Source organism: Massilia sp. LMS1-1-1.1, assembly GCF_040815535.1.
GTDB lineage: Bacteria > Pseudomonadota > Gammaproteobacteria > Burkholderiales > Burkholderiaceae_D > Janthinobacterium > Janthinobacterium aestuarii.
The window spans coordinates 1,708,070-1,720,399 of record NZ_JBFPNG010000001.1; the positions used below are offsets into that span (position 1 = coordinate 1,708,070).

Sequence of the window (12,330 nt, forward strand, 5' to 3'; positions counted from 1 at the left end):
CTCCTTTTCTAGGCTGCCGTGGGCGCGACAAACGGGCTGCCGCTACGCAACGCTGCCAGCAGACACGCTTTGCAGACGCTGGCAGGCAGCGCCGGCAATGGATAAGCGAGCCGTGTCGGACCGATAAAACTCTTCTTGCCGGCATGCACCGTGATCTTGCCCGGACACTGCACGGTGATGTTGCCGCCCTCGATCGTGATGTTCGCCCCGCCCGCCGTCGACAGGCGGATGCTTTTCGCCGCCGCCCAGTCGATGTGCGCGGCGGCGCTGACGATATTGACTTCCTCGCGCGCCTGCACGTTGAGCACGTCGGCCTGCGCCTCGAACTCGATGGCCTGTTTGGCGGCGATCAGTTGCAGGCCGATATTGTTCTCGCCCGCCTTGACGACGCCGGCCAGCGCGCCGATGGCCTGGCCGCTGTGCACGCGCAACTGGCCGCCGCCGACGAACTGGGTGTCCTGGCCGCTCATCAGGGAGGTGGTTTCGCCATTCGCCAACTGGATGTCCTGGCCCGCCAGCACGCCCAGGCCGGCGCGGGCGGCGATGGCGATGATGGCGTCGCTGCTGTGCGGCAGCTTGTCGTCGCCGGGACTGGTCGGCTTGCCCGCTGCGTCGCGCCTGGCGGCGGCCGTATTTTCCTGGCTCAGCATGCCGGAGGCGGTGGTGAGGAAGGCTTGCAGGGGCGCCGCCTTTTCGTCCAGCACGCTGGTGTTCGCCTTGGCCGGGCCCAGGTGGCTGGCATACGCGACCGTCTTGTGCGTGACGGCGGCGGCGCTGAAGGTTTCGCCCAGCTTGGCCGCCTGCTTGAGCAAGACCATGCCCGGCGCATTGTCGCCGGCCGGATCGCGCGCCTGCGCGTCGTGGTTGACGAGGTAGCTGGAAATCAAGAGCCCGGCCCCGGCCCGCACGGCGCCGTAATCGTCGGTGCGCAGTTCCGCGCCCAGGCCGCGCAGGCTGCCCCGGTAATTGTCGGCCGCATGGATCAGGTGGCCAAGACTGAGCGCGCTGGCCGCATGGCTGCTCTTGAGCTCGATACGCCCTTGCTGGTCCGTATCGTCGAACAGCAGCTGGTTATAGCCAGAGCCAGAGCCAGAGCCGGAGCCGGCGGTACCGAATTCCTTGCTGCGGATGCCCCATTGCGCGGCACCGTTGCGGTGGCCCGCGCTGCCGCCGGCCGCGCCATGCCAGAGCGGGCTGTTGCCGCCCGCCACGTTGCCCTGGGCCGAGGGCGCATGGTCGCGCGCCGGCTCGAATACGCTGGCGTCCGCGGGTTTGTCCGTGACGCCGCCCGGCGTGGGCGCGACGCCGCCCTCGCCTTGCCCGTTGTACAGGGCGCCGACGATGATGGGCCGGTCGATATCGTTTTCCAGGAATTGCACCAGCACTTCCTGGCCGATGCGCGGCAGGAACTGGCTGCCCATGCCGCCGCCGGCCGCGCGCTGCGCCACCCGTACCCAGCAGGTGGCGCCGCCCTCAAGTTGCCAGTGGAAACGGATGCGCACCCGGCCCAGCTTGTCGCAATGGATTTCGCTGCCGCCGCTCGCGCTGGTGCCGCCGTCGGCGCCGACGACGATGGCGCTCTGGCTGCCGCAGGCCGTCGGTGTCGGGTGGTGGCGTACATCGTTGTCGCCATGCACAGGGCGCCATGGCGTTGCCGCGGCAATCATCTCGATGCAGTTGGCGTAACCGCTGGCTTGCGCCTGGGCGATCGCGGTGGCAAAGTCGGCAAAGCCGTCGCCCAGCCCGGGCATGGCTTCGTCCAGCAGTTCCGGCAGCGGTCCGAACAGTTCTGCCAGCGCCTGCGAGGCGGGCGCCGGCAGGTTGTTGATGCCGATGCTGGCCACCCGGAGCACGACATATTCGGACGCGGCACCATCGGCCTGCGGCAACGGCCCCTGCGTCAGGGTAAAGCGCGTGCCGGCGCGCAAGGTACGCACGGTCGAGCGCGCCTGCCACAACTGGGCGCGCGCTTCGCGCGACTGCATCTGCAATGCCGCATAGTGCTGCGCCTGCACGCCATTCGCATACCAGTACTGGCCCGGCGTATCGTAGCTTTCCAGCACTGGAGCATGCTTGCCGCCGATGGCCATATTCGTCGGCACGCTGGCGGCGACCGCCTTTTTGGCCTTGTAATCGTAGCTCAGCACGCTACTCAGCCCCACATGCAGGCTGCGCCGAGCGCACAGCGCCTGCACGCTGTCACTCGCTTCGCTGGCCCTGGCGCCATGAAAGCGCAAGCCGCCTTGCGCGCTGCTGGCGTCCTCGGGCGTGGCGCACGCCTGGCTGCTGTCGGCAAAGACGATCATGGTCTGACCGTCAAACCGCCAGGCCAGCCCCTCTTCCGTCAGCAGCCGGCGCACGAAATCGTAGTCCGACTCCCGGTACTGGCAGCAATAGCTGCGCTCGCCCGCCTCCTGCATGAATGACGCCACCTCGTCGCTCCAGCGCCACAGCGCGTATGGCGCATAGGCCTGCAAGACCTCGTCGACGATGGCCGTCACGCTGCGGTCTTGCCAGACGCGGCTGTTGCGCGCCTGGGTCAGCAGCCACAGCCATGGGGTGATGCGCAGCCGGTAGCGCGCCAGGCCGCCATTGCTGCCCAGCGTGGCGGCGGCGCTGATATAGCCGGAAAATGGGGTGCGCGTACCGTCCGCCAGGCTGACGTGCAGGCTGGCAGGCTGGCCCAGCAGCGACGCCAGCGCCACATGGGCGCTGGTGGACAAGGCGATGATGTCGCGCGCGCCAACCTCCTGCAACCGCTCGTCGGCGGCAAAGGCTTCGACCAGCAAGCCGCTGTCCTGTCCATCATCGCCGATGGACAATGCATACAGGCGTGTCTCGCCGTTGAAGGCGGCTACCGCGCTAACGATATCTTGTGTCAAAAGATGCTCTTCATCTGGAGAGTGGCATCGCACATTGCTTATTAAAACAATGTGCAAAATAAACAAGTCCAGGCAATTATGCGCGAGTTCTCAAAAAAGCAAGATTCAATTGAGCAAGTAGTGCGCGGGCAAGCCAATAGTCGATGCTTCAGGCAGTGAATTCGGTACAATAGCCCGGCAAGCCCATTCACTCTTTCCCGTGCAGCCATGAACCAACTCGAACAACTGAAGCAATTTACTACCGTGGTGGCCGACACCGGCGACTTCCAATCGATCCAGGCATACACGCCGCGCGATGCGACGACGAATCCGTCGCTGATCCTGAAGGCCGTGCAAAAGGATGAATACAAGCCGCTGCTGGAAAAGGCCGTGCGCGACCATCCGAACGCCTCGACCGCCGAAATCATCGACCGCCTGCTGATCGCCTTTGGCGTGGAAATCCTGCAAACCATCCCCGGCCGCGTCTCCACCGAAGTCGATGCGCGCCTGTCGTTCGACACGGAAGGCACGGTCGCCAAGGGCCGCGACCTGATCGCCCTGTATTCGAACGCAGGCATTCCGCGCGAGCGCGTGCTGATCAAGATCGCCTCCACCTGGGAAGGCATCCGCGCCGCCGCCATCCTGGAAAAGGAAGGCATCCGCTGCAACATGACTCTGCTGTTCTCGCTGGCCCAGGCGATTGCCTGCGCCGAAGCGGGCGCCCAGCTCATTTCGCCGTTCGTTGGCCGCATCTACGACTGGTACAAGAAATCGACAGGCATCGACTACATGGGCGCGGAAGATCCGGGCGTGCAATCGGTCCGCCGCATCTACAATTACTACCGCAAGTTCGGCTACAAGACCGAGGTGATGGGCGCGAGCTTCCGCAACACGTCGCAAATCCTCGAACTGGCCGGCTGCGACCTGCTCACCATCAGCCCCGACCTGCTGCAAAAACTGGCCGACAGCGATGCGCCGGTGGAACGCAAGCTGAGCGCCGAAGCGGCGCCATCGACCAACGTCGTGCAAATGTCGCTGAACGAAGAAGCGTTCCGCTTCATGATGAATGAAGACGCGATGGCGACGGAAAAACTGGCCGAAGGCATCCGCGCTTTCTGCGTCGATTCCGGCAAGCTGAAACAGATGATCGCGGCACTGCGTTAATTCCGGCTCACGAAAAAAAAGCGGCGTCCGTGCATTGCACGGACGCCGCTTTTTTCATGCCCGTGCGATCAGGAGCAGCGGAACGTGGCCACGCCCTGGTAATTGGCGCCATTCGCCAAGACCACCTTGTAGCCGCCCGTGACGAGGTAGCTCCCCGTACCGCCGTCGCCCAGCGCTAGCAGCATGCCCGAGCTGCCGCCCAGGAAGCCGCCGCTGATGACCGTCATGTCCGGCGTGTTGATCGTGCCCGTGCCGCTGGCCTTGCCGGTGCTGCCGCCGGCCGTGGCATCGACCGTCATGGCCAGTGTGGCGCCTGCCGTGCCGAAGGACAAGGTGGCGCTGCCGCTGGCCGTGCCGAAATAGCCGCCCTGCTGCACGCTGGCGCCGCCCGTATAGCTGGGCGCCGTGAACTTGCCCGCATCGCATTGGAAGGCGCCGGTGAAAGGCAAGGCCGCCACCGTGTTGTAGACGCTGTAATGGGCGCTGGCATTATTGCCGCTCATGACCGTGCTGCCGCTGCTGCGCGTGATCGTGCCGGTGAACCAGCGTCCCTGCGCAAATGCCGCGTCGCCGCTGATGTCGCGCGTGATGGCGGGTGTGCCGCTGAAGCTGGCGCCGGAGATCTCGCTCAGGGCGCCGGAACCGTCTTGCGCAACGCTGCCCAAGGTGCCGTAGGCCTGGCTGGCAACGGCCAGCAGCAGGTAGCGCGGGCTCAGTCCCTTCGCAAACGGTGCGCTGACGCTGCCCGTGTCGCTGCCGGCGGGCGGCGGGGTGACCGGTGTCACCGGCGGGGCCGGATTGACGGGCTGGGAAGGATTCGCGGAGACCTGGGCATCGGAAGAGGAAGAGCCGCCGCCGCAGGCGCTGAGAGTGGCGGCCAGCAAGACTGGCAGAACAAGGCAGGGGGCGCAGATTGGTTTTTTCATGTATCTCTTATCAGTCAAAAAAGGCAAGGACGGCACGCTTGCAAAAGCATCTTTAGTTTTCAAATAATATTGCTTTTTCCTCTCAACTGTCGCACGCCTGCCACCGCCCTCTGGCGCGGCATGACGCTACAATCGCTACAATAAGCAACCGCCACCAGCCGCCACGCGCATGTCCTTCCCCCTGCCGCTTTCATCCGCCATCACCATCCGCCTGGGCCGCCGCGCCCGGGCGCGCATCGCCGACAACGGGGTGCGCGCCAGCGACATCGCCATCGTCCCTGCCGCCGCGGGCGGACCGAAAGGCTTGATCCTGCACCAGCTCGATTGCTGGCTGTTCGGCGAGTTCCTGCCGCAGGCGCCGCGCCCGCGCCACTTCGTCGGCGCCTCGATCGGCGCCTGGCGCATGGCCGCCGCCGTGTTTCCCGACCCGGTGGCCGCGCAGCGTCGCCTGGTGCGCGAATACGTGGGCCAGCGCTATCCCGACAAACCCGAGGCGGCGCACGTCAGCCGCACGTGCCGCGCCCTGCTCGACGCCGTCCTCGATGGCCAGGATGCGCAGCTGCTGCGGCACGAGCGCCACAGCCTGTCGGTGCTGGCCGTGCGCGGCGTCGGCGCGCTGGCGCAGCCGGGCAAATGGCGCGACCGGGGCGGCTTCCTGCTGGCCGCCGCCGGCAACGCCGTGGCGCGCGCGCGCCTGGCCGCCTCGCTGGAGCGCGCCGTGTTCCATGCCGGACCGGACGGCGCCAGCTGGCTGCGTTCGCGCTTCGACGCCTTTCATTCCCACTTCGTGCCGCTGGCACAAGACAACCTGCGCGACGCGCTGCTGGCCTCCGGCTCCATCCCGCTGGTGCTCGATGCGGTCACGGACATCGCCGGCGCGCCGCCCGGGCGCTACTGGGACGGCGGCCTGGTCGACTACCATCTGCACCTGCCCTACCAGCGTGAACCGGACCTCGTGCTGTACCCGCATTTTGCCGACCATATCGTGCCGGGCTGGCTGGACAAGGCCATGCCCTGGCGCCGCGCGCGCAGCGGCGATAGCGCACTCGACAACATGATCCTCGTCTCACCGTCGCCCTCCTTCGTGGCCAGCCTGCCCAATGGCAAACTGCCGGACCGGCGCGACTTTCCCCACTACGGCCAGGATCACGCGGCACGCATGCGCGACTGGCGCCGCGCCATCGCGGAAAGCGAGCGCATGGCGGCCGCCTTCGCCCGCTGGGCCGAGCAGCCGGACTTGCGCCAGGCGGGCCATCTGTAGCACGGGCGTGGCTGCAACAGACGCCGACACAAGCGCGCGTTTCGCTCGCCTCTTGGTCACTTCTCAGTGCATACTATGTCGCACAGGCAATTAAATCCCCTCTGCGACAGGAGTTCCAACCATGCACGCCCTCTCCCACCTTCGTATCGGCACGCGCCTGGCTGCAGGCTTCGCGCTGGTGCTGCTGCTGTCCGTGATTTCCACCTCGTACGCGCTGTACAGCGCTCACGTGAATGCCGAAGCGACGCGGCAAATGATGGAAAAACCGCTGGCCAAGGAACGCCTCGTATCGGACTGGTACGTGCTGATCTATTCGGCCATCGCGCGCACCTCGATGATTGCCAAAAGCACGGATGAAACGCTGTCCAACGTGTTTGCCGACACCATCGCCGACAGCACCAAACAGGGTAGCGAACTGCTGAAGAAAATCGAGGCGCTGCTCGACAGCGACGAGGAAAAAGCCATTTTCAAATCGTCCATCGCCGAGCGCGTCAAGTACCAGGATGCCAAGACCCTGGTAATGAATGCGCGCAAGGCCGGCGACGCGGCGCAGGCGGAAAGCACCTACCGCGACAGCTTCGCGCCGGCCGCCGCCAAATACCAGAACAACGTCAAGGCCCTGCTGTCGCAACAGCGCCAGGCCATCGACGCCACGGCGCAAGCGATCGAGACGGCCAACGGGCGCAGCTTCACCCTGCTGCTGACCTTGTGCGCGCTGGTGGTGGCGCTGGGCAGCGTCTGCGCCTGGCTGATCACGCGCTCGATCACCGTGCCCCTGCAGGCGGCCGTGAAGGTGGCCGAAACGGTCGCTGCGGGTGACTTGCGCACGCATTTCGGCAAGGCCGCCAGCGATGAAATCGGCGACCTGATGCGCGCGCTGCACGGCATGAACGAGGCGCTGCGCAAGGTGGTATCGGAAGTGCAGACGGGCACCAATGCGATCGCCACGGCGTCGGGCGAAATCGCCGCCGGCAACCAGGATTTGTCGGCCCGCACGGAGCAGCAGGCCAGCTCGCTGGAAGAGACGGCGTCGTCGATGGAAGAATTGACCAGCACCGTCAAGCAGAATGCGGACAATGCGCGCCAGGCCAACCAGATGGCGGTGGCCGCGTCCGGCGTGGCCGAACGGGGCGGCAGCATCGTCAGCCAGGTGGTCGACACCATGGGCGCCATCGATACGGCATCGACGAAAATCGTCGACATCATCGGCGTCATCGACGGCATCGCCTTCCAGACGAATATCTTGGCCTTGAACGCGGCCGTCGAAGCGGCGCGCGCCGGCGAGCAGGGACGCGGCTTTGCCGTCGTCGCCACGGAAGTGCGCAGCCTGGCGCAGCGCTCGGCCGCGGCGGCGCGCGAAATCAAGACCCTGATCGGCGACTCGGTGGAACAGGTCAACAATGGCACGCGGCTGGTGCAGCAGGCGGGCAGCACCATGGGTGAAGTGGTCGACAGCGTGCGCAGGGTCACCGACATCATGGCCGAGATCACCGCCGCCAGTGCCGAACAAAGCCTGGGCATCGACCAGGTCAACCAGGCCATCGCGCAGATGGACCAGGTGACGCAGCAAAATGCGGCCCTGGTGGAACAAGCGGCGGCCGCGGCCGAAAGCATGCAGGACCAGGCCGCGCGCCTGGCGCAAGTGGCGGCCGGCTTCCAGCTCGAACACGTCGTCGCGGCGGCGCCCGTGCGCGCCGCGCGGCCAGCCAAGGCCGCCATTGCCAGCACGCAAAAACTCGCGCCACGCCAGTCCCAGGCCACGGCCGGCAAGCCGGCAGCACCCAAGGCGGCCGGTGCGGCGGCGCACAAAACGCCATCGCACATCGCCGGCGACGACTGGGAAGAATTTTAAGCCCGGGGGTTCAAGCCCGGTTTTCAAGCACAGTTTCAAGCGCCGTGCCGGCGGCGGCAAGGCGCTTGAAACTATTTGACAGCGGCGCCAGGCGCGCCGATACTGGTTTCAGGTGGGACTGGCGCGCCACCGGGACATGAGACAGCCGGCGCCTCCAGGGAGAGACCATGCGCCCCTATCTTGTTTCCGCCCCTTGCTTCAAGCACCTGGGTGCCGCCCTGCTCTGCTGTGTTTTGGCGGCCTGCAGCGTCGCACCGCCTGCCAGCCTGCCCCCCATCTTCAACGACAGCGATTTCGCCCCGGCCGCCGCCATCGACGCCAGCCAGGTCTTTGCCATCGACGAGCCCATGCGCCAGTATGTGCGCACACAAGTGCGGCGCGAGGCGCGCAACAAGAACGACCGCGCGGCCCTGTATGACGCCCTGTACGACAAGAGCAGGCTGAAACTCGAATACGATGCGGCCATGACGCGCAATGCGCGCGAAACGTTCGCGGCGCGCCAGGGCAACTGCCTGTCGCTGGTGATCATGACGGCGGTGCTGGCGCATGAAATGGGCTTGCAAGTGCGCTACCAGGAGGTGCTCGGTGAAGAAAGCTGGAGCCGCAGCGGCGACATGTATTTTGTCGCCGGCCACGTCAACCTCGTACTGGGCCAGCGGCTGGACGACAAATCCGGCAGGTACGATGCCAAGGGCATGATGGTGATCGATTTCCTGCCGTCCGCGGAGATGGGCAGCTATCGCACGCGGGAACTCGACGAAGCAACCGTGCTCGCCATGTACATGAACAACCGAGCCGCCGAAAGCATGAGCGAAGGCCAGCTGGACCAGGCGTATTGGTGGGCCCGGGCAGCGCTGCTGCAGGACCCCTCGTTCACCGGCGCCTACAACACCCTGGGTGTGGTCCAGTTCCGCCATGGCAACCTGGCGCAAGCGCGGCGCACGTTCGCCCATGCGCTGACGCGCGCGCCGGACAACACGGTGCTGCTGTCGAACCTGGCGCAGGCGCTGGAAGCGTCCGGCCTGCAGAATGAAGCGCTGCCGCTGCGCCGGCGCCTGCTGGCGCTGCAGCCGCAGCCGCCTTTCCACTACTTCAACCTGGGCAAGGCGGCCATGCAGCAAAACGATTACGTGCGGGCGATACAGCTGTTTTCACGTGAAATCGCGCGCGACCCGTACTACCACGAGTTCCACTTCTGGCTGGCGCAAGCCTATGCGCGCCTGGGCCAGCTGGAGCAGGCCGGCAAGCAGCTGGAACTGGCGATGAGCAGCAGCACCACGCGCAGCGACCACACGCTCTATGCGGCCAAGCTGCAGCGCCTGCGCGCCGTCACCACGCATTAATCTTCCAGGAACATCTGCTGCAGATCGTTCAGGAAGCACAATCCCCGTTCCGTCGGGCGGATGACCTGGTGGTCGCGGTACAGCAAGCCTTTCGCTTCGGCCGCATTGAGCGGCTGCTCGATGGCGTTGAGGGCCAGGCCCGTGCGCTCGGCGAACAGGTTCGGCGCAAAACCCTGCGTCAGGCGCAGGGTATTGAGCATGAATTCAAAACCCATTTCCTCGCGCGCCAGTTCGCGCTCTTCCTGCACCGGGTTGCCGGCCAGTACCGCGTCCATGTAGGCGCGCGGCTGCTTGTAGCGGGCCTGGCGCAGCACGCGGTGCGGGAACGAAATCTTCGAATGCGCACCCGCGCCGATACCCAGGTAGTCGCCGAATTCCCAGTAATTGCGGTTGTGCTTGGCCTGGCGGCCCGGCTGCGCATAGGCCGACACTTCATAGCGGCCGTAGCCCGCCTGCGCCGCGCGCGCGGCGACCATGTCGGCGATGTCGGCGCTCTCGTCGTCGTCCGGCAGCACGGGCGGATACTTGGCGAACAGCGTGTTCGGCTCCAGGGTCAGGTGATACAGCGACAGGTGCGGCGGCGCGAACGACAGCGCCATTTCCAGGTCCTGCCGCGCCTCGTCCAGCGTCTGCGTGGGCAGCGCGTACATCAGGTCGAGGTTGAAATTGTCGAAGTTGGCGTGCGCGATCTCCACCGCGCGGCGCGCCTCGTTGTCGTCGTGGATGCGCCCCAGTGCCTGCAAATGGCGGCCATTGAAGCTCTGGATGCCGATCGACAAACGGTTGATGCCGCTGGCCCGGTAGGACTTGAATTTTTCCGCTTCAAAGGTGCCCGGATTGGCTTCCATGGTGATTTCGCAATCGGGCTCCAGTGGCAGCAGGGTGCGCACGTCCGACATCAAACGGTCCAGGCCCGCCGCCGACATCAGGCTGGGTGTGCCGCCGCCGATGAAAATCGTGTGGATCTTGCGGCCCCAGATCAGCGGCAGCGCCATTTCCAGGTCCAGCCGCAGGGCGGCCAGGTATTCGGCTTCCGGCAAATCGCCGCGCACCTCGTGCGAATTGAAATCGCAATACGGGCATTTTTTCACGCACCACGGGAAATGGATATATAGCGACAGCGGCGGCAGGGCCGTCAGATTCAGCGCGCCCGGCTGCAGGTATTTCAGGGCCGCCCCGGCCGCCCCGGAAATGCCTTCCTGCGGCGCGGGAGCGGTGCCGGGCTTGGCTGCCGACTTGGCGACGGCGCCCACCAGTTTGATCGGGATCATCGCAGCTTTTCCACCAGCGCGCGCAGGGCCTGGCCACGGTGCGACAGCGCGTTCTTTTCATCGGACGTCAGTTCGGCCGCGCACTTGCCCAGCGCGGGAAGGAAGAAATGCGGATCGTAGCCGAAGCCGCCGTTGCCGCGCGGCGTCTGGACCATCTCGCCATTCCAGCGGCCGTCGGCGATCACCGGCTGCGGGTCGTCCGCATGGCGCACGTACACCAGCACGCAGTAGTAATACGCGGATTTGTCGGCATGCGCCTCGAGGTCGGCGATCAGCTTGGCGCTGTTGGCCGCATCCGATTTCGGCTCGCCCGCATAGCGGGCCGAGTACACGCCCGGCGCGCCGCCCAGCGCATTGACGCACACGCCGGAATCGTCGGCCAGCGCCGGCAAGCCCGTCAGGCGCGACGCGTGGCGCGCCTTCTGCAGCGCATTTTCAACGAAGGTGTGGAACGGCTCGTCGCTTTCCGGCACGTCATACTCGCCCTGGGCGTGGACGGAAAAACCGATGGTCGAGAGCAGCTCGTTGAATTCCTTGAGCTTGCCGGCGTTGTTGGAGGCGAGGATGAGGCGTTGGGTCATGTCAGTAGTCCGGTTGAAGTGCCGACATTGTAAACCTTTTGCGCTCCCCTCACCTTGGCCCACCGCCGCGCTCGACGGCGGCAAAAGCGGGCTTGTTGCCCGGCGCGGCGGGCGGCGATGTGTAAATCTGTGTAAAGATCAGATCCCCAAAGCCTGCTTCTGCATGGCGATCAGATCGGCGATGCCGCCCTGCGCCAGGTCCAGCAAGCGGTTCATGCCGGCGCGGTCGAATGCGGCGCCTTCGGCCGTGCCCTGCACTTCGATGAAGTGGCCCGCTTCCGTCATCACCACGTTCATGTCCGTGTCGCAGCCCGAGTCTTCCACGTAGTCGAGGTCCAGCACCGGCATGCCCTGGTAGACGCCCACCGAGATGGCGGCGACAAAGCTTTTCACGGGAATGGCGGTGATCGCGCCGCGTGCCTGCAACTGGGTAAACGCGTCATACGCGGCCACCATGGCACCCGTGATCGAAGCCGTGCGCGTGCCGCCGTCGGCCTGGATCACGTCGCAATCGAGGTGCAGGGTGCGTTCGCCGAATGCCTGCAAATCGAAGGCGGCGCGCAGCGAGCGACCGATCAGGCGCTGGATTTCCTGCGTGCGGCCCGACTGCTTGCCGCGCGCCGCTTCGCGGTCCATGCGCGTGTGCGTCGAGCGGGGCAGCATGCCGTACTCGGCCGTCAACCAGCCCTGGCCCTTGCCCTTCAGGAAGCCCGGCACCTTGTCTTCGATGCTGGCGGTGCAGATGACCTTGGTGTCGCCGCACTCGATCAGCACCGAGCCTTCGGCATGCTTGGTGTACTGGCGGGTGATGCGGATGGCGCGCAGCGCATCGACGGCGCGGCCGCTCGGGCGGGATTCGAATGTCATGGGGGATGTCCTGTGTGATTGGGGTTGCGGCAGCGATTCTACCACCGCGCGCCCGTCTATTTGCGGCCATGCAACAGCGCAGAGCGCAATGGCGGGCGGCGCACACATGATCCATACAATCCTGCCCCGCCAAACACAATTTTCTTTACAATGCCGTAAAACGCACACTATTCAGCAATTTTCAGGCCATCGGGCACTTCGGTC

The 12,330-nt window shown here is 65.7% G+C and carries 9 protein-coding genes; 4 read left to right on the forward strand and 5 right to left on the reverse strand.

Going from position 1 to position 12,330, the window contains the following annotated elements:
* Window positions 1–8 precede the first annotated feature (8 nt).
* Window positions 9–2,882: a type VI secretion system Vgr family protein gene (locus tag MRBLMS1_RS07810; protein WP_485878718.1), complete on the reverse strand. Its 2,874-nt coding sequence runs from the start codon at window positions 2,880–2,882 to the stop codon at window positions 9–11.
* A gap of 207 nt (window positions 2,883–3,089) precedes the next feature.
* Between MRBLMS1_RS07810 and tal the strand changes: the two genes are divergently transcribed.
* Complete coding sequence (tal, locus tag MRBLMS1_RS07815; protein WP_092710941.1) at window positions 3,090–4,025, forward strand: transaldolase; 936 nt, start codon at window positions 3,090–3,092, stop codon at window positions 4,023–4,025.
* Between the two features lie 68 nt (window positions 4,026–4,093).
* Here the strand turns inward: tal and MRBLMS1_RS07820 are convergent, their stop codons facing one another.
* Complete coding sequence (locus MRBLMS1_RS07820) at window positions 4,094–4,951, reverse strand: hypothetical protein (RefSeq protein ID WP_485878720.1); 858 nt, start codon at window positions 4,949–4,951, stop codon at window positions 4,094–4,096.
* A gap of 169 nt (window positions 4,952–5,120) precedes the next feature.
* On the opposite strand from MRBLMS1_RS07820, the gene MRBLMS1_RS07825 reads away from it, so the two are divergent.
* The 3 genes from MRBLMS1_RS07825 (at window position 5,121) to MRBLMS1_RS07835 (ending at window position 9,407) form a co-directional block, all read left to right on the forward strand.
* Window positions 5,121–6,212 carry a patatin-like phospholipase family protein gene (locus MRBLMS1_RS07825; RefSeq protein ID WP_485878721.1) on the forward strand — a complete coding sequence of 364 codons (1,092 nt, stop codon included), beginning with the start codon at window positions 5,121–5,123 and terminating at the stop codon, window positions 6,210–6,212.
* 121 nt (window positions 6,213–6,333) lie between these two features.
* Window positions 6,334–8,064, forward strand: a complete 1,731-nt coding sequence (locus MRBLMS1_RS07830) for a methyl-accepting chemotaxis protein (RefSeq protein ID WP_485878723.1) — start codon at window positions 6,334–6,336, stop codon at window positions 8,062–8,064.
* A gap of 167 nt (window positions 8,065–8,231) precedes the next feature.
* On the forward strand, window positions 8,232–9,407 hold the full coding sequence (locus MRBLMS1_RS07835) for a tetratricopeptide repeat protein (RefSeq protein ID WP_485878724.1): 1,176 nt from the start codon (window positions 8,232–8,234) through the stop codon (window positions 9,405–9,407).
* Here MRBLMS1_RS07835 and hemW read toward each other — a convergent pair.
* The 3 genes from hemW to rph form a co-directional block, all read right to left on the reverse strand.
* On the reverse strand, window positions 9,404–10,678 hold the full coding sequence (hemW, locus tag MRBLMS1_RS07840; RefSeq protein WP_485878726.1) for a radical SAM family heme chaperone HemW: 1,275 nt from the start codon (window positions 10,676–10,678) through the stop codon (window positions 9,404–9,406). The genes MRBLMS1_RS07835 and hemW overlap by 4 nt on opposite strands.
* Window positions 10,675–11,259 (reverse strand): RdgB/HAM1 family non-canonical purine NTP pyrophosphatase, encoded by a 585-nt coding sequence (rdgB, locus tag MRBLMS1_RS07845; protein WP_485878728.1) that lies wholly within the window; start codon window positions 11,257–11,259, stop codon window positions 10,675–10,677. Before rdgB ends, hemW begins: the two co-directional genes overlap by 4 nt.
* Before the next feature lie 138 nt (window positions 11,260–11,397).
* The gene (rph, locus tag MRBLMS1_RS07850; RefSeq protein ID WP_102294882.1) at window positions 11,398–12,126 is read right to left on the reverse strand and encodes a ribonuclease PH; all 729 of its coding nucleotides are present in this window, start codon (window positions 12,124–12,126) and stop codon (window positions 11,398–11,400) included.
* Window positions 12,127–12,330: the final 204 nt, after the last annotated feature.

Excerpts from the sequence above, each read along its gene's own strand:
- tal (WP_092710941.1), top strand. The coding sequence starts at position 3,090 with ATGAACCAACTCGAACAACTGAAGCAATTTACTACCGTGGTGGCCGAC.
- MRBLMS1_RS07820 (WP_485878720.1), bottom strand. The coding sequence starts at position 4,951 with ATGAAAAAACCAATCTGCGCCCCCTGCCTTGTTCTGCCAGTCTTGCTG.
- MRBLMS1_RS07825 (WP_485878721.1), top strand. The coding sequence starts at position 5,121 with ATGTCCTTCCCCCTGCCGCTTTCATCCGCCATCACCATCCGCCTGGGC.
- MRBLMS1_RS07830 (WP_485878723.1), top strand. The coding sequence starts at position 6,334 with ATGCACGCCCTCTCCCACCTTCGTATCGGCACGCGCCTGGCTGCAGGC.
- MRBLMS1_RS07835 (WP_485878724.1), top strand. The coding sequence starts at position 8,232 with ATGCGCCCCTATCTTGTTTCCGCCCCTTGCTTCAAGCACCTGGGTGCC.
- hemW (WP_485878726.1), bottom strand. The coding sequence starts at position 10,678 with ATGATCCCGATCAAACTGGTGGGCGCCGTCGCCAAGTCGGCAGCCAAG.
- rdgB (WP_485878728.1), bottom strand. The coding sequence starts at position 11,259 with ATGACCCAACGCCTCATCCTCGCCTCCAACAACGCCGGCAAGCTCAAG.
- rph (WP_102294882.1), bottom strand. The coding sequence starts at position 12,126 with ATGACATTCGAATCCCGCCCGAGCGGCCGCGCCGTCGATGCGCTGCGC.